Origin of the sequence: Paeniclostridium hominis, assembly GCF_014306135.1 — a bacterium.
Taxonomy (GTDB): Bacteria; Bacillota; Clostridia; order Peptostreptococcales; family Peptostreptococcaceae; genus Paraclostridium; species Paraclostridium hominis.
In genome coordinates this window covers 1,468,896-1,487,341 of sequence record NZ_JACRWD010000001.1, presented here as the reverse complement: position 1 = coordinate 1,487,341, position 18,446 = coordinate 1,468,896, and the positions used below count along the sequence as shown (strand labels likewise).

At 24.4% G+C, this 18,446-nt stretch carries 18 protein-coding genes; 11 read left to right on the top strand and 7 right to left on the bottom strand.

Going from position 1 to position 18,446, the window contains the following annotated elements; genetic code table 11:
* Nucleotides 1-5: 5 nt before the first annotated feature.
* Nucleotides 6-938, bottom strand: coding sequence for an ABC transporter ATP-binding protein (locus tag H8891_RS07110; RefSeq protein WP_187005797.1), 933 nt, complete (start codon nucleotides 936-938; stop codon nucleotides 6-8).
* Nucleotides 939-1,127: 189 nt separating this feature from the next.
* Complete coding sequence (locus H8891_RS07105; protein ID WP_187005796.1) at nucleotides 1,128-1,940, bottom strand: MerR family transcriptional regulator; 813 nt, start codon at nucleotides 1,938-1,940, stop codon at nucleotides 1,128-1,130.
* A gap of 114 nt (nucleotides 1,941-2,054) precedes the next feature.
* On the opposite strand from H8891_RS07105, the gene H8891_RS07100 reads away from it, so the two are divergent.
* Nucleotides 2,055-3,416, top strand: coding sequence for an MATE family efflux transporter (locus tag H8891_RS07100; RefSeq protein WP_187005795.1), 1,362 nt, complete (start codon nucleotides 2,055-2,057; stop codon nucleotides 3,414-3,416).
* Between the two features lie 67 nt (nucleotides 3,417-3,483).
* On the opposite strand, the gene H8891_RS07095 is transcribed toward H8891_RS07100, so the two are convergent.
* On the bottom strand, nucleotides 3,484-4,128 hold the full coding sequence (locus tag H8891_RS07095; RefSeq protein ID WP_187005794.1) for a response regulator transcription factor: 645 nt from the start codon (nucleotides 4,126-4,128) through the stop codon (nucleotides 3,484-3,486).
* A complete protein-coding gene (locus tag H8891_RS07090) occupies nucleotides 4,121-5,278 on the bottom strand; it encodes a sensor histidine kinase (protein ID WP_187005793.1) in 1,158 nt (385 codons plus the stop codon). The genes H8891_RS07095 and H8891_RS07090 overlap by 8 nt, the downstream gene beginning before the upstream one ends.
* A 170-nt stretch (nucleotides 5,279-5,448) precedes the next feature.
* Here H8891_RS07090 and H8891_RS07085 point away from each other — a divergent pair, with 170 nt between their 5' ends.
* The gene (locus tag H8891_RS07085) at nucleotides 5,449-6,819 is read left to right on the top strand and encodes a GTP pyrophosphokinase (protein ID WP_187005792.1); all 1,371 of its coding nucleotides are present in this window, start codon (nucleotides 5,449-5,451) and stop codon (nucleotides 6,817-6,819) included.
* 54 nt (nucleotides 6,820-6,873) lie between these two features.
* On the opposite strand, the gene H8891_RS07080 is transcribed toward H8891_RS07085, so the two are convergent.
* A complete protein-coding gene (locus H8891_RS07080) occupies nucleotides 6,874-7,425 on the bottom strand; it encodes a GNAT family N-acetyltransferase (protein ID WP_187005791.1) in 552 nt (183 codons plus the stop codon).
* 113 nt (nucleotides 7,426-7,538) lie between these two features.
* Here H8891_RS07080 and H8891_RS07075 point away from each other — a divergent pair, with 113 nt between their 5' ends.
* The 8 genes from H8891_RS07075 (at nucleotide 7,539) to H8891_RS07040 (ending at nucleotide 16,509) form a co-directional block, all read left to right on the top strand.
* Complete coding sequence (locus H8891_RS07075) at nucleotides 7,539-8,756, top strand: MFS transporter (RefSeq protein ID WP_187005790.1); 1,218 nt, start codon at nucleotides 7,539-7,541, stop codon at nucleotides 8,754-8,756.
* 268 nt (nucleotides 8,757-9,024) lie between these two features.
* Nucleotides 9,025-9,354, top strand: a complete 330-nt coding sequence (locus H8891_RS07070; RefSeq protein WP_147543819.1) for a PadR family transcriptional regulator — start codon at nucleotides 9,025-9,027, stop codon at nucleotides 9,352-9,354.
* Nucleotides 9,355-9,540: 186 nt separating this feature from the next.
* Nucleotides 9,541-9,909, top strand: a complete 369-nt coding sequence (locus H8891_RS07065) for a hypothetical protein (protein ID WP_187005789.1) — start codon at nucleotides 9,541-9,543, stop codon at nucleotides 9,907-9,909.
* Between the two features lie 527 nt (nucleotides 9,910-10,436).
* Entirely contained in the window at nucleotides 10,437-11,549 is a 1,113-nt protein-coding gene (locus tag H8891_RS07060; protein WP_187005788.1) for a helix-turn-helix domain-containing protein, read from the top strand.
* 19 nt (nucleotides 11,550-11,568) lie between these two features.
* The gene (locus tag H8891_RS07055) at nucleotides 11,569-13,269 is read left to right on the top strand and encodes a MutS-related protein (protein WP_187005787.1); all 1,701 of its coding nucleotides are present in this window, start codon (nucleotides 11,569-11,571) and stop codon (nucleotides 13,267-13,269) included.
* A gap of 189 nt (nucleotides 13,270-13,458) precedes the next feature.
* Complete coding sequence (locus H8891_RS07050) at nucleotides 13,459-14,625, top strand: MFS transporter (protein ID WP_187005786.1); 1,167 nt, start codon at nucleotides 13,459-13,461, stop codon at nucleotides 14,623-14,625.
* A gap of 38 nt (nucleotides 14,626-14,663) precedes the next feature.
* Complete coding sequence (locus tag H8891_RS07045) at nucleotides 14,664-15,569, top strand: LysR family transcriptional regulator (protein WP_187005785.1); 906 nt, start codon at nucleotides 14,664-14,666, stop codon at nucleotides 15,567-15,569.
* 169 nt (nucleotides 15,570-15,738) lie between these two features.
* The gene (locus H8891_RS07040) at nucleotides 15,739-16,509 is read left to right on the top strand and encodes a class I SAM-dependent methyltransferase (RefSeq protein WP_187005784.1); all 771 of its coding nucleotides are present in this window, start codon (nucleotides 15,739-15,741) and stop codon (nucleotides 16,507-16,509) included.
* Between the two features lie 139 nt (nucleotides 16,510-16,648).
* On the opposite strand, the gene H8891_RS07035 is transcribed toward H8891_RS07040, so the two are convergent.
* Nucleotides 16,649-16,996 carry a DUF1622 domain-containing protein gene (locus tag H8891_RS07035; protein WP_187005783.1) on the bottom strand — a complete coding sequence of 116 codons (348 nt, stop codon included), beginning with the start codon at nucleotides 16,994-16,996 and terminating at the stop codon, nucleotides 16,649-16,651.
* A 50-nt stretch (nucleotides 16,997-17,046) separates the two neighbouring features.
* The gene (locus H8891_RS07030) at nucleotides 17,047-17,958 is read right to left on the bottom strand and encodes a CPBP family intramembrane glutamic endopeptidase (protein ID WP_187005782.1); all 912 of its coding nucleotides are present in this window, start codon (nucleotides 17,956-17,958) and stop codon (nucleotides 17,047-17,049) included.
* A 159-nt stretch (nucleotides 17,959-18,117) separates the two neighbouring features.
* Between H8891_RS07030 and H8891_RS07025 the strand changes: the two genes are divergently transcribed.
* Nucleotides 18,118-18,324, top strand: coding sequence for a DUF378 domain-containing protein (locus H8891_RS07025; protein ID WP_147543835.1), 207 nt, complete (start codon nucleotides 18,118-18,120; stop codon nucleotides 18,322-18,324).
* The last annotated feature ends 122 nt before the right edge of the window (nucleotides 18,325-18,446 follow it).

Below are 18,446 nucleotides of genomic sequence, written 5' to 3'. Positions count from 1 at the left end.
TCCCTTTATCTTAAAGACTTGCCTGTAAGATTTAAAAATACATCTTCAAGGGTATAATCTTCATAGGATATTTTAATTATAAGTGCATTATTTTTCTCTACAACACCTAAAGACTTTGATAATACAAATTTATTATCTACAGATAAGATTAAACTATTTTCATTTTCAACTACACTTAAAACACCACTTACATTTTTTAAATCATAAATTAAGTTAGCAGATATATTATTAACATCCAAAATCAATTTACTATTACTAAATACTAGCGATTTTAAATAAGCTTTATCACCAAAAGCAACTTCGCGACCTTCATCTATTATAAATATTTTAGAACAAAGATTTTCAACTTCTTCCATATAATGAGAAGTATAAATTATAGTAGTATTTTGTTCTTTTGATAAATTTTTAAGTATTGAAAATATATAATTTCTCGATTGAGCATCAACTCCAACAGTAGGTTCATCAAGTATTAATATTTTAGGGTGGTGAAGCATAGCTATAACTATATTTAATCTTCTTTTCATACCACCAGAAAGTTTTTTTACTTTTTTCTTTTTAACTTCAGTAAGTCCTGCTATTTCTAGTGCTTCATTTACTCTTTCTTTTAACAATTTACCTTTAAGACCATACAAAGCACCAAAGTATTCTAAATTATCATAAGGTGTTAAATGCTCAATTATAGCTAGCTCTTGAGGAACTAGACCTATCATAGATTTTACTTTTACAGGATTTTTAATTAAATCAATACCACCTATAACAATAGAGCCATTGTTTGGAAGCATAAGGTTAGTCATTATATTAATTAAAGTAGATTTTCCAGCACCATTAGGTCCTATAAGTCCAAATATTTCACCTTCATTAACATCAAAGTTAATATTATCTAGTGCAATTTTATCATTAAACCTTTTAGTTATATTTTTAATTTCTATAATACTCATAACAATCTCCTTAAAATATTTATTTATTAATTCTAATAACATTATATAAAAGTAAAAAATCAAAATCTATTACATTAAGTCATTAAAAAAAGTGACCTAAGTCACTTTTAAAGTAATGTAATAATTTAAATAAATAATAAAATTTAAAGACGATAGTCAAGTTTAAAAATTTTTGAAAAGTTATTTTAGCTAAAATTGTGCTTTGATAGGAATCGCAATTTTAGTTATATAATCTTTTGAAGTATAAGATGTCAAACTATCTAAAATACCATATTCAAAAGAAGGTCCAATCATTTTATAATTATTTTTATTAATATTTTTTATTAAAATTTCATAAGTTTTGCCTATACTTGAATATTCACCTTTATGCAAAGCTACAGCATAAAGTCCTTTAGACTTTTCAATAACATTTTCACCTTTTAATTTTTTATAAAGTGGAAAAAATACAGAATCAGCAGTGGTATATTTTTTAAGCAATAAATTTTCAAGAGCAATTATAGTGCCTAACTGATAATAGTAAGGGTATTTATTGTTAGTTACAGTTGTTAACAACTTTTTAAAAGCTATATCAGTTTGCAAAAGGTCAAAAGGAGCTTCAACTTTTTGTAAAACTAAATATTCTAATTCCATTTCTTCAAAATAAACATCATTTTTATAATTATCTAAACTTTCTATTGTATCTATTTTATTTTCTAGTCTTTTAATAGTTCTTTGAATATTTTTAACCTGTTCATCTAATTTTATTTTTTGTTGTTTTAAAAGATGTAGTGCTTTATTATCATCTCTTTTAACTAAAAATTCTTTTATTTCTTTTATAGGTATACCGATTTCTCTTAAAATTAAAATGCTATCTAAAACTTCTAATTGTTCTGAAGTATAATATCTATAACCATTATTTTCATCAACAATATTAGGTTTAAATAAATCTATATTATCATAATATATTAATGTTTGTTTGCTCATACCATGAAGCTTTGCTAACTCACCTACTGTAAATTTCATATATAACACCTGCCATTTTTATTTTAAATTTTTCTTGACAATATAGTTACTATATCCTTCACAATTATTAATGTCAAGTAATATCAATTATTTAAAAATAATAGAGGTGTAAAAATGGAAGATGTATTTGCTAAAAAACAAAATTATAGGCAGTTTTTAAGATATGTATTGCCATCAATTATTACAATGATATTTTTATCATTTTATACAACTATAGATGGATTTTTTGTATCAAGATATGTAAACTCAGATGCTTTAGCATCAATAAATATTGTTATACCAATAACTTGTGTTGTATTTGGTATAGCAGTAATGTTAGCTACAGGTTCTGGGGCACTAGTTGGTATAAAACTTGGTGAAAAAGATAAAATTGGAGCTAATCAACTATTTTCATTTATAACAGTTACATTACTTATTATAGGTATAGTACTTACTGTTTTTGGTGTAATATTTTTAGAACCTATATTAATGTTTTTAGGAACAACTGATAGGTTACTACCATATGCAAAATCTTATGGACTAATAACTGTACTTATGACAATTCCTATGATGTTTAAGTTATACTTTGAGTATTACACTCGTGTAGATGGAAGCCCTAAAGTAGCACTTTTAATGTCTAGTTTAGGATTATTTTTAAATGTAGTTTTCGATTTTTTATTTATAGTAGTATTAAAAATGGGAATAGCAGGAGCTGGACTAGGAACATATATAGCAATAACTTTATCAGCGCTAGTAGGATTATTTTATTTTAAAGGAAGTAAATCACTTTTAAAATTTACAAAACCAAAAGTAGATTTTAAAGCTTTATTTAATTCTTGCTATAATGGAAGTTCAGAAATGTTTACAGAATTATCAACAGGTATAACTACATTTTTATTTAATAAAAGTATATTAACATTTAGTGGAGAAAATGGAATAGCAGCAATGTCTATTATAATTTATATGTACTATTTCTTTATAGCAGTATACTTTGGAGTAGCAGTTGGAATATCTCCTATGATTAGTTATAACTTTGGAGCTAAAAATAAGGAAAAAATAAAAGAAAGTTTAAGACATAGTTTTGTAACTATTGGATGGAGTTCTGTGGTTATATTTTTAATTTCAATGTTTTTAGGAGAAAATATAATAGGATTATTTACAAGGGATTTAGAAGTATATAAAATTGCTGTTTCAGGTATTAAATTATTTTCTTATGGATTTTTAATTATAGGACTTAATGTATTTATGTCTGGATACTTTACAGCAATAGGAAATGGGCAGGTATCTGCAATAATATCAGTATTAAGATCACTTATATTTGTAGTAGCTACAATAACAATACTTCCAGGATTTATAGGTGTAAATGGAATATGGTTAGCTATACCTATAGCAGAATTACTTACTATATTTTTCTCACTAACTTTTTATTTTAGAAAAGGAAGAGATATATTGGAAGAAAAAGGTTGTAAACAGAGGCAAACTCCACTAAGAAATTAAACTTAATAACTTATGGCAGTTAAGTATAAAAAAGGATTATAGCTTAAATTTAAGCTATAATCTTTTTTTAAGATACTATTTTATTTTTAAAAGCAAATATAGCTATTTGAGTTCTATCACGAAGATTAAGTTTACTAAGAATATTAGTTATATTATTTTTTATAGTACCTTCTGATAAATATAAATTCTCACTTATTTCTTTATTGGTAAGTCCATTAGCTATTAAAGATATAATATCTATCTCTTTTTGTGTTAAATTAAATTCTTTGATAACTTTATCTACACATATACTGCTTTCACTAGAAATAATCTTACTTATAACACTTTTATCAAGTACTACATTACCATAAAAACTAGATTTTATCCCTTCATACAAAACTTCATCTGAACTATCTTTTAATAAATAACCAGAAGCTCCAAATTTCATAGCATTTTTAATATACTCATCATCATTAAAAGTAGTAAGAACTAATACACATATAGAATTATCATATTCTTTTATAAGTCTAGTTCCTAAAACTCCATCACAAACTTTCATTCTAATATCCATTAATACTAAATCAACATTATTATTTTTGCAAAACTCTAAAGCATCATATCCATTAGAACAATCCCCTATAACTTCTAAATCATCATAAGAAGATAATATAATTTTTAATCCACTTCTAATTAATTTTTCATCATCAACTATTAAAATTTTTATTTTACTCAATGAAATTACCCCCAGTATTTTTAGGAAAAGTTGCTCTTATAAGAAATCCATCTTCTACATTAAAAAATTCAACCTTTCCCTTTAACTCGTAAATTCTTTCAGAAATACTATTTAAACCATTACCTTTTACAATACTTTTACATCCTAAACCATTATCTTTAATATTAAGTATTAATTCATTAGAATTAAAGGTTATAAAAATATCAATTTTACTACATTTACCATGTCTTATAGCATTAGATAAAGCTTCTTGTATAACTCTATATAAAGTTATAGACTGAACGCTTGATAAGCTCCAAGTATTTTTAGATATAGTCAATTTGACATCTGTATTAGTTAGTTTAGAAAAGTTTTTTACTAATTCATCTATTTTAAATAGATTTTGATAATTCTCATATTCAGTAGGCTTTAACTTTGATATGGCAGTTCTTACTTCACTAAAGCTATCTTTAACAAAATCACGAAGTTCATCAACTAATTCATATAAAGGCGGATTATTTTTTAATAAACGCTTTATAGCTTCAAGTTGAATTATTGTAGTAGATAAAGAATGACCAACACTATCATGTATTTCTCTTGATATTCTATTACGTTCTTTTAATATAGCAAGCTCTTCAACTGAATTTATATATATTTCTAAATCTTGATTAGCTCTTTTTAATTTGTCTTCTGAGATTCTTAGTTTATCATAAGTATTTTGATATTTTAGCTTATTTAAATTTTCCTTATATATGTATAAGCTCATTAAAGTAATTATTAAAAGTACAGATATATCTTTTAATAAATAAAGTATAGAAGTATTTAGATTAATTAAAATAAAGCTTATAAATGTAAGTAAAAACATTATATATTTAATTTTATTTTCAAATAAAAAAGATATATCAAATATTATTGGTATAAAGTAAAAAAAGCTAATACTATTTGTAAATTTAGATAAAAAATAAATTAAAATCAAATCAATAAATAAAGATATTATTTTAAAATTATTATTATTTTTTAGGTTAAAATATCTAAGTTGATTATTTATCATAAAAGCAAAAAAATAAAATATCAATAAGTCATCAACCTTAGAATTTTGACTTAAAATATCTATTATTATTACAAACAAAGGTATATATCTAACTGATATAGACAATGTATTTTTACTCATTAAATCCTCCTATAATTTAGGCATTTAAAAATTTATACTACACTTATAATAATTTAGATTAAGTTTTTATTCAACAAAATTACATATATATAACAATTTCGTTATTTGATTAAATTAACATTTTTGTGTAAAATTTAGATATATAAAAAGGACATCAAGGAGAACTTAGTATGAGTTTGAGAGAATTTGAATATATAGATGAATCAATAGAAATACTTAAAGAAATAACACCTACCCTTAATATGTTATCAGAAGAATTAATAGTTTACTTTGAAAATATACTTAATGAATATGAACAAGAGTATCTAAATGTTAATTCAAGAGTAAAGTCTGAATATAGTTTAAGAGAAAAAATAATAAGAAATAAATATTTAAAAAAATATAAAAATCCTAAAGAATTGATACATAATTTATCAGACTTAATAGGTGTTAGATTAGAATGTAGATTTATAGAAGAAGAAAGAAAGATATATAAATTATTAAAAAATTATTTTAATAAAACAGAAGATAATATTTATTATTATAATGAAGAAAATGAAAATATAAGAATAAGACTTGATAAAGAACAGCCAAGAAAGCAAAAAAATGGATTTGAAATATATAGAATAGATGGATTATTTTTATATAGTGATAAAAAAATTAGTTTTGAAATACAAATAAAATCGATGGTAAACATATTTTGGAGCGATATAGAACATAATGTTATTTACAAAAATAATGCTTATTTAATGATGGATAAATTTTTAAGTGATGTATTAGCATCTATAAAAAACAACTTGACAATGATTGATAATCAATTGTTGTCAGTTTCTAAAACTTTTAGTTCGACAACAACTAAAGATAAAGCATCACAGCAAAAATCCATGGAAAAGTTTTTGGCAAAAATAGCTTATGATACATTTGCTGAAAAAATGGAAGAAAATATAGGTTTTATAATAGACTTTAAAAAACCTTGTGAAACTATAATAAACTATTCTTTTAATAAAAATAATGAAGGTGTAGATTTTAAAGAAGATACTACCATACAAGGGCTTATAAGAATAAATGAAATTTCTAAAAAGGATATTGATTTTAATTCAAAAATAAGATTTGGTAAACTTCCAAAATTTGAAGATGAATTTTGCGAAAGACTTGGAAATTTTATAATACCTAAGTTAAACTGTGAGTTTATATGGAATTTATTTTTTAGAATACTATTTGAAGTAGAGCCACTTAACAATAAAAAAGACTTTGAAAACTTTATTTTATTTATAAAAGAAAAAGTAGTTTCTATAAAACATCAAGCAAAACTTGAGTTAAAATTTAATACTAACAGTAAACATATATTAAATGACATATATATGAAAGTTGTAGATACTTTAATAGAAATTGATTCTATTGAGATTGTATATGAGGAAAATTTAGATAGTATAAATAATATAACTAAAAAAATAATAAATGATATTTGTAAAAATGTAGATTCATATAAAGAATATGAATCTAAAAAAGAAAAGTATATGGAACTTATGAGCAAAAAAATAAAAGATGCTATACATGATTAAATCTAAAAAAGAGATACATTTTTGTAAAAGTATCTCTTTTTTTATATAATTAAATTAAAAATTTGATGATTTTAATTTAAAATATTCATTTTTATCAATACAATAAATTAGATGTTTCATTTTTTTATTATCATATATTTTTATATAACTATCTTGTATTTTCATATTTAATCTATTTGCTACATTACAAGAATTAATATTACTAGGTCTTATTTGTGCAATAACTTTATCAGCATTAAGTTTAGAAAAAGCATAATCAATACAAGCTTTAATACCTTCAGTTGCATACCCATATCCCCAGGCATTTTTATTTAGTATGTATGCTACGCCTATAAATGAATCATTATTTATATATTCAATTAAAGGCCCCATTACACCAATGACTTTATTATCATTTTTATTTAAAGTTAAAAAGTAACTATATCCTTCATCATCATATCTTTTTAAATTTTCATTTATCCAATTTCTAACTTCTTCATCTGAAAAAGATTTTTCCCATGCATACATAACTTCAATATCTTGGAGTATATTAGCAATTTCTCTATAATCATTTTCTGAAATTTTTCTTAAAATCAACCTATCTGTTTCTATTATTATATCTTTCATAAATTGAGTCCCCTTTTTAGATAAAGTATATCACATGATTATTGAAAAAATTCAAAAAAAAGAATACACTTATATTGGGATAGACAAAAAGAGAATGAGAAGAGGGGAATTTAATGGGAAATAAGGGTAAGGTAAAGCTCAGTAAGAATATTAAATTATTTCTTGCTATAAATCTTATAGCTTCTTTTGCTATGGGAATTTTTAATATGTTTGTGGGGATATATCTAAAAGAAATAGGATATCAAGAACAATTTGTTGGAAATATACTTTCAATTAACACTTTTTCAATAGCTATAGCATCTATACTAAGTGCTTACTTAATAGAAAGAATCGGTAGAAAGAAAAGCTTTTACTTAGGTTTTCTATGTATAGCTATTGGATCTAGTTTTATAGTACTTGTTAATAATCCAATCTTAATAGTAGTTATGGCAATAATAAATGGATTTGGTATGAGTATGAAATCAACAGCAGAAGGAATGTATATACTTGAAAATACCACAGAAAAAGAAAGAGTTTCTGTATTTAGTACAAATTTTATAATATCTAATGCTGGTATGATGAGTGCATCATTTTTAGGAGGCGTGATGTCTTCTTATTTAAGCAATTACTTTACATCGAGTGAAGCTATAAAGTATGTATTTATAATATCTGCAATTTTATCTATATTAGCGTTAGTTCCTATATATTTTATGAAAGAACCAGAAAACTTAGAGACTAGAAGTTTAAAAGATTGTTTTAAAGGATATGTATCTATATTTAATAAAAAAGTTGCAAATTTTATGATATATCAATTTTTAATTGGTATAGGTGCAGGTATAATAGTTCCATTTTTTAGTGTTTATTTAAAATATTCAATGAATATAGAAGATAGTATCGTTGGAACTATACTTTCTATATCTCAGTTTGGATGTATTATAGGTGGTATGGTTATTCCTTTTATGTCATCAAAATTTGGAAAAGTTAAATCAGTTATTATTTGTCAGTTATTATCTATACCATTTTTATTATCAATTGCTTTTCCTCAGGGAATAATAATAATAACGATATCATTTTTTATGAGAAATGGACTTATGAATATGGCTATGCCATTAATACAAAACTTATCAATGGAAATGGTTTCAGATAAAGAAAGAACTAATATGAGTAGTTTAATATCTTTATCCAGTAATATAAGTAGAGCCATAGGAATAGCCATTGGCGGATTTTTAATGGAAAATATATCTTATACTGTTCCGTATTATTTTACAGTAGGATTTTATATAATAGCAGTTATATTATTTAGTCATATTTATAAAAGTGAACTTGAGTTTAAGAGAAATTATGAACTTTAAGAATGCAGATTTTAAAGATGGGGTTTTAACTATGATTCATGATGAAAATCCAATGAATCATATGACTACTATTAAATTAAGTTACATATCTAAATAGTAAATTACAATGAAAATTTTAATCAATAAAAAAGGCACATTACTTATTAATGTGTCTTTAACTATATCTTAAATAAAATCTATGCCATATTAACTTGCATTCGAGGTATTATGATTTATTATATATATGTAACTACCTCGTATAATGAGGTATATATAAGGAGGTGAAATTATGGAACTAAATAAAGAAGTTCTAAAAGGTCATATAGATACATTAATATTGGCAATTTTAGATGAAAAAGATTCATATGGATATGAAATAGCAAAAATAGTTAGAGAAAAAACTACATTTGAACTTAAAGACGGAACTATGTATATATCTCTTAAAAGGCTTGAATCAAAAGGATTGATAAAATCTTATTGGGGAAATGAACAAGGTGCAGGAAGTAGAAGAAAATATTATCACATAACTGAAGAAGGAAAAGAAGCTTTAGATATAAAGATAAAAGAATGGAATTTTGTGCAAAATATTATGAATAAATTTTTAAAGGGGAGATTATAGACTATGAAAATAATTGATGAATATTTAAATTCTTTATATATAAATGATAGAAGTAAAGAAGTTAAAGATTTAAAAGAAGAGTTAAGAGGACATTTAGTAACATAAACTAATGAATTTATTTCTAAGGGATATTCAGAAGAAGATGCACAACATGAAGCTATAAATCAATTTGATGATGGGACAGATATGTTAAAGGATTTACATAAAGCCCTTAATGAAAGTAAAAAGGATAATGAAAAACTAAATAAGAAATTTATAAATATCTTTAGAAATATTTTTATATTATCATTAATCGTAGGGCTTGCAACTATGGTTTATGCAGATAGATTAGTTGATAAAGTAGAGTATCTAGCATATGATTTACGTGGAAAACTTTATAAAGCAGGTATTGAAGACAGAATAGATAAGCCAGAAACATATAAAAAGCAATTTGAAAATATATTAAAAGATAAAGAATTTAAATATATAAGATTTGCTAATATTACTTTAGCTTCTGAGAAAAAACCTATTTATGATATAGTGATAATTCAAATCAAACTAAATCTATGGCTATGAGAGGGGTGAGTTTAGGTATTCCAGATAAAAATGGAAGATCGGCCCAACTTGACCTGGGAATAGATTATAGACCTGTTTTAAGAGCTGGGAGTTTTTTTAATTGAGTTTTCTATGTTGGAGTACTTTCTTTAATTATTTATATAGTTTTATTAGTAAGATATAAATTTAAATTTAAAACAACTTTGATTTATAAAAAAGCTTAATGCACTGAGAGTTGGGTTAATTAATTTTGAAGGTAAAATGTTATTTATGAAAAATAAAGTATTACTTGGGGCATTGGGTTTACCTACATTATTAATATCTAGATATAGTTTTACAAAAACGACAAAGATTTTAATCAATAAAAAAGGCACATTATCTATTAATGTGTCTTTAACTATGTCCTAAACAAAATATATTTATTAATAAATATTTATAATTATATTAACTTGTAGTTAAAAAATTTGAATAAAAGTTAAATTTTAGTAAATTGTTTATTCTTAAAAGGTAATATATACTAATTATATAGTATCAAAGGGGGAAAAGATATGGAAAGCTTAAAAATAGGAGAAGTTATAAAAAAACTTAGAAAAGATAAAGGTATGACACAAGAAGATTTAGCTCAGTATGTAGGTGTATCAACTCCAGCTATATCAAAATGGGAAAGTGGTACAACTTATCCAGATATAACTATACTACCCATATTAGCTAATTTGTTTGAAGTTACCATAGATAATCTACTAAACTACAAAGCAGAATTAGAAGATAGTGAAATAATAAAAATAGTTAAAGAATGTGAAGCTTATATTATAAATTCAGACATAGATGGATATTTAGATATACATAAAAAATACATAAGAAAATATCCTTCAAACTATAAGTTACACTATGGATTAGTAGGACTTCATGTTATGGCTTATGCAAATATAACTGATGAAAATGTACGAGAAAACTTAGTTGAAGATAGTATAAAGATACTAGAAAACTCTGTGAAAAACACTAAAGATATGAAAATTAAAGAAGCATCACTAACTTTAATAAGCAGCCAATATTTATTAAAAAATCAAGCTGATAAAGCAGAAGAAGCTATAAAAAAGATATATAAACCAACTTGTAATCCCAATATGGTACTACCTATTATATATACTGAACAAGGCAAAGTAGAACAAGCAAGAAAATTAATGCAAGAAAATTTGCAAACAGCATTAATAGAAGCTATGGGAGCAGCTATAGCACTTGGAACAAACTACTATAATTATAAAGATGGAAAAGAATTAGATTATATTGATTTTGATAAAGCTCAAAAATACTTTGAATTATCTATAGAGATTAAAAAAATATTTGAAGATGAACAAATGACATACTTAAGCTTCATGAGTTTAGCACATATATATTTAAGGCAAGGGGATATAGAAAAAGCTATAAATACTTTAAAGGAAATGATGGTAATTGTTAGAAAGTACAATTTAAATAAGTTTAAAAGTCCAAATACTAAATGGTGTTTTGATAAATTAGATAAAGTAGAAGATAATACAAATGCTTATGATGCATATGAGTTTTTAATAATGAGCTTATTAAAAGACTTTGATGAAATAAAAGATAACAAAGATTTTATTAATATAATAAAAGAAATAAAAGAATTAAAATCTAAAAATAGCTAAATAAAAAGGTTGTGAAAAAATGGGAATTGAAATTTTAAAATTATTAGTAGGAGCAGGAGCAATACTATTAATAGGAACTAGCTTTGCCATATTTGAAAATAGGAGAAGATTAAAGTACATAAAGTTAAATATAATAAATCAGTATGGAAAAGAAATCGACTTAGATGAAGTAATGATAAAAATGAATAACGTATCAAGTTATTTTAGAAATAAAAATGAAAAAAATACAATAGATAATATAACTTGGAATGATTTAAATATGGATGATGTATTTAAGAAGATAAACAATACTCAATGCACAGCAGGACAAGAAGTACTATATGATATATTAAGAAAGCCATTATATAATAAAGAAGTTTTAATTAAAAGAGATAAAGTTATAGATTACTTTAGAAATAATGAAAAAGAAAGACAAGCTATACAGCTTATTTTAGGTAAACTTGGAAAAAGCGATGAATTATATATAACTAATTGTTTATTTAATGAAGCTGATGATAGTAAAAGTAAACTATTAAAATATAGATTAATATCGTGGCTACCAACACTTAGTTTATTATTACTTCTTATAAATCCTATGTTCTTGGCACTAACTATAGGACTTGCAGTAGTAAATGTATTCATAAGTCAGCGAAGTAAAGTTAAAAATTATGATGCTAGTGGATTTAGCTATATGATAAGCATTATAAACGTAGCTAATAAAATAAAAAATATGAATATTAAAGAAATAGAAGAAAATGTATATAGTATAGAAAAAAACTTAAATAATGTTAAGCATATAAAAAGAAAAAGTGTTGGAAGTGAAACTAAATCTATTATGAGTGATATGGATGTATTTTCTGAGTATGCAAATTTAATATTTTTAAAAGAATTAAAAACTTATGAGAAAGTTAAAAATACTATTATAAAAAATAAAGAAGATTTAAAAGCTATATATGAATATGTTGGAATGATAGATGCTTTAATAGCTATAGCATCTTTTAGAGATAGTTTAAGTTTTTATATTAAGCCGATACTTACTAAATCAAAATCAAAAAAAGAAAATTATATAGAATTTGAAAAAATTTATCATCCACTTATAAAAAATCCAGTACTAAACAGCGGGAATTTTTCAAGAGGTGTATTACTTACAGGGTCTAATGCTTCTGGAAAATCTACTTTTATAAAGACAGTAGCTATAAATGCTATCTTAGCTCAAACTATATATACTTGTTTTGCAAAAGAATATAAATCATCATATTTTAATATATATACATCTATGGCTCTAAAAGATGATATAAATAGTAGCGAAAGTTATTATATAGTTGAAATTAAATCTTTAAAAAGGATATTAGATAGTATAAATAATGATATACCTTGCTTATGTTTTGTAGATGAAATTCTTAGAGGAACAAATACAGTTGAAAGGATAGCATCATCAAGTGAGGTTTTAAAAAGTATAGAAAATGATAATACTATATGTTTTGCAGCAACTCATGATGTAGAGCTTACCTATATACTTGAAGATTTATTTGACAATTACCATTTTGAGGAGACTATAACAGATGATGATATTAAATTTGATTATAAGCTTCATACTGGTCGTGCTGAAACTAGAAATGCTATTAAATTATTAGGATTCATGGGATATGATAAAGATTTAGTTGCTAGAGCTGATAGTAGGGCAAAGATGTTTTTAGAAAATGGAGATTGGGAAAATTTTAATAAATATTCACAAATATAAAGCACTTACTTTTTTTAAGTAAGTGCTTTCTTATGCTTGAAATTATAATATATACAAAACATCATAAGTTTTACTTATGATGTTTTGTATATATTTGTATTATCTTTTTATCTAATAAAAATATATAATTATTTAAAAATACTAAATATTTATAAAAATCATTATAAAATTAAAGAAGGAGATATTCTTATGAAAAATAAAAAAGGTCTATTGACATTAGTAATTATTTTTATAGCAGCAAATTTGAGAGGACCTTTAACTATGGTTGGCCCGTTAATACCATATTTGAAAAAAAGTTTTACATGTGACGATTCAATATTTGGACTGTTAACATCAATACCATTACTTGGATTTGCAGTAATTTCAATAATTGCCCCAAAAATAGATAATAAATTTGGTAAAAAAGCTACTATTAAGGGGAGTTTAATATTAATTATAATAGGACTTATAGTAAGATCTTTAGGGTTAGTTAGTACTTTATTTATAGGAAGTATTTTACTTGCTATAGGAATTGGTATATCAAATGTAGTTTTACCAAGTGTTATAGTTGAAAATTCTAAAAAAGATGAAGTGGGAAAATTAACTGGTACTTTTACAATGACTATGGGACTATTTAGTGCGGTTGGATCTGGCTCAAGTATTTTTCTTTACTCAATTTTAGGATGGAGATTAACTTTTGAAGCTTTTATCATAACAACATCTATAGCATTAGCTCTTTGGATAGTTTTTAGTAAAAATATGAATAAAAAAGATGAAAAAACAAATCAAGAAAATGATATTAAAATATCAACTATGTTAAAATCTAAATTAGTAATAGCAATAGCACTGTTTATGGGTATTCAATCGTGGATTGCATATGCAATATTTGCATGGGTACCTTCAATATTGATAAACAGAGGAGTGTCTGCAAGCTTTTCAGCATTAGCATTAATGACCATACAATTATGTAGTATGCCTACAATGTATATAATCCCAATTATAGCAGGAAAGAAAAAAAGTCAAAGTAAATTTGTAACTCTTACAACTATAATTTCACTAATAGGATGTTTATCATTATTTACATCTAATATTCCTACACTTATAATAGGATTAGTTCTTATGGGAGTAGGACAAGGTGCTAGTTTAAGTTTCGCATATTTATTCTTTGCAGTAAGGTCAAAGAGTTCAGCAGAAACATCAGCTTTATCTGGAGTATCACAAGCTATAGGATATTTTTTAGGAGCAACAGGGCCAATACTTTTTGGTTCGATACATGATATAACTAATTCATGGACAAGCTCACTAATTTTAATGATATTTATGCATATTATTTTATTACTTGTAGGTATAATATCAGGTAGAGATAGAAAAATATAAAATATATCATTTTATTAAAAAAATATGGAGATTAACATATGGATTTAAGAAAAATAGAATATTTTTTAGCAGCTGTAGAATACGGAAGTTTCACACAAGCTGCTAAAAATTGCAACATATCACAAACTGCTATAAGTCAACAAATTCAATCTATAGAAAATGAATTAGGAATACAATTATTTGATAGAAGTGAATACAGAGCAAAGCTTACATTTGCTGGTAAAAAGTTTTGCAGAAGATGTAAACATATTATAAATGATTATTACAATGCAGTTGAAGAAATAAAATCATTAGAAAATGGATATTCAGGAAATATAAATATAGGAATTTCTGGAATCATTGAAAAAAGTTTTTTACAAAAAATTTTACAAAACTATAGTCAAAATAATCCTAATATAAATATTGAATTAAAAGAAAATAATCCAAACAACTTAGTTGAAAATGCTAAAAAAAACAACTTAGATATAGTATTTGGAAATGAAAGTAAGCTAAAAGAATTAGAAGAATTTGAGTTATATTCAGTTTTTGATTGTGAGATGTATGTTATTACATCTAAGGACCATCATTGGAATAATCGATTTGAAGTTACTGGAAAGGATTTAGAATCAGAACCACTTATAATTTTTTCTAAGGAATTTAGCTCAAGTTATCATAAAGATACTATAAAGTATTTTGAGAATGATGGATTTGAACCCAATATAACTAAATTGGTTGACTCTTTTGGAGAGTTAATTTTTATGGTAAGCATTAACAGAGGGATAGCTGTTTTACCAAAAGAATCACTTTATAAAGTTGAAAGTGTAAATGCTTTTAAATTAAACAAATCACATCACAAATTTGAATATTGTATTGCAAGAAATAAAAATAGTAAAAATAAACATGTGGATGTATTTGTACAAAATGTATTAGATTTTTTCAATAATGAAGGAGATAAAATTATATAATATATTTAATATTTTTGATTTTCCCAAAATACAGATTAAAGTAAGTAATAACAACATTACTTACTTTTTTGTTTTTAAGCTTAAAATTTTATTTAATTATAATTCTAATACAAAGTTATGGATAATAAATTTATAGAAGATACAATTAAATAAAAATTGGGGGGGATATATGGATATATTAAAATACAATAGAGACGCTTGGGATAATGAAGTCAAGATAGGAAACAAATGGACGATACCAGTAAGTTCAGAAGAAGTAGAAAAAGCTAGAAAAGGAGAATTTAAATTATTATTAACACCTACAAAACCAGTTCCTAAAGAATGGATAGGAGATATAAATGGCAAAAACGTACTTTGCCTAGCTTCAGGTGGAGGTCAACAAGGACCTATATTTTCAGCATTAGGTTCTAAAGTTACTGTATTTGACAATAGTAAAGAACAGCTTTTAAAAGATAATATGGTAGCAAATAGAGATAACTTAGACATAAAATTAGAACAAGGGGATATGAGAGATTTATCAAGATTTGAAAATGAAGGTTTTGATTTTATATTCCACCCGGTATCAAATAGTTTTGTAGATAATATTGAACAAACTTGGAATGAGTGCTATAGAGTATTAAAAAAAGGTGGAATTTTAATATCTGGATTTGCAAATCCAATTTCATATATATTTGACTTATATGAATGGGAAAAAAATAATAAGCTAGTTGTAAGCAATAGCATTCCTTATTCAGATATAGAACAACTTTCTCAAAAGCAATTAGAAGAAAGAATAAATACTCATGATACATTAGAATTCGGACATTCGCTACAAAGCCAAATAGGCGGACAAATTGATGCTGGATTTATAATATGTGGATTTTATGAAGACAATTCTGGTGGTGGGTTATTGGATGAATATATAGATACATATATTGCTACTAAAGCAATTAAATTATAGGCTAAATATGCTAAATATAAGGCTGATAATACGAAATATACAACTTACCATCATGGGAAAATATGATTGAATAGAGATTAATTAAAAAAAACAGTCTAAAATATTATCTAAATAAGATGGTATTTTAGACTGTTCTTTTTTAAGATTTATCTTTGACTATATTATTTTCTTTACTATCTTGTTTTATTTCCCATTCAATAACAAAAGTCATAAGTACTCTAAGTAAAAATACAGCACCTAAAATTACAAGTTCATCTAATGTTTTAACAAGTACTGTTTTTAAAATTTCAGCAGCTAATTTGAATTCTAATCCAGTTGCCATAGCAGTTGCAAATTGATGTTTAAAACCATACTTTTTACTAAAAAGATTATTACTTAAATAAAAGTAAAAAGCTTTAAAAGCACCTATTGTTATAATTATTACGCCCATAATTTCAAATATACTAACCAATATAGGAATATATTTAGTCATTACCTCTTCTAACATAATATCCTCCTAAGTTAAAATTATAACTATTTATATAATTAACTTATTTATCAATTATATTTATTAAATACACCTTTTTTATCAAGTAAAAGAATAATTATTATACCTAAAATTAAAATAAGTGTAGAACAAAGACCAGCTTCAGGACCAAAAGAACCACCTGAAATAAGACTATTTCCAGTTAGATTAAAATCAAATAAGCTTCCTACATTGACATTTAAACCACTAACTTCAAAACCAAATAAATTTCCTTGAGCAAAATTCCAAGCACTGTGAATACCACAAGCACCCCAAAGGTCGTTAGTTTTTATTACATATAAACCAAATAAATATCCAACTAATATTATGTTTAAAATTGCTACATAATTTACATTAGGATTAAGTAGATGTAGAGCTCCAAAAAATACAGAAGAAATAAACAGTCCAAATTTTATACCATATCTAGCGCCTAAAACATTCATAAGCCATCCTCTAGTTAATATTTCTTCCGTACCACCTTGAATTATCCATCCAATTAATAACACAAATACGTTAACTAAGGCAAGTTTACCTATTGGCTGAGTTGGAGTTATATTTATTTTAGCAAACCCAAATAAATATAATATTAAAACAACTAGTCCCATTAATATCAATCCTATTAAAAATCCAATAACATATTTTTTTAGCCACTTTTCTTTAGAAAAACCAATAGATGAAATTTTTCTTTTTTCTATTTTTTTTACTCTGAAAAATACTAATAAAGATATTCCCAAAAAACTAAGCAAAGAAGCTAAAAGTGCTATAAAATTAAATGAAAAAATATGGGAGACACTTAAAAAAATAACAAGTGGTGTAATTATAAGTGAACCAAGTATAGCTCCTACATTTAAAAATACTAAAGCTAGGATAATAGCCCAAATTAAATTAGGCAGCTTCTTAGAATATCTAGCTTTATCGACTAAACTTTCATTTTTAATAAACATAAAAAACCCCCATTAATAAAATATATTTTACTATCAATATTATTTTAACATATATTTTATAAGTTAATAAAATTACAGAAATCTTATAAAAAATGGAATATTTAAATAAATATTGGAAATACTAACTCAGAGAAAAAACTTCATAAGGAGTGTGGTATTATGTTATTAAGACAAATAGCATTAGTATTAGTTATAATAGGAGCTTTAAACTGGGGAACTATAGGTCTATTTAATTTAGACTTTGTAGGAAATTTATTTGGTGGAACTTATTCAATGATAAGTAAAAGTATATTTACATTAGTAGGATTAGCTGGTTTATATTCTATATACACGCTATTTACGTTAAATGATGATAATCGTAAATAACAAAAATATAGTGAAAGATTAAAAGCTTACATCAAAAATAAGGTGTGAGCTTTTTATTTTAGTTAGAAAACTTAAAAAATAAATAAATATTATTGACTCTATACCTACTATAGACTTTATAA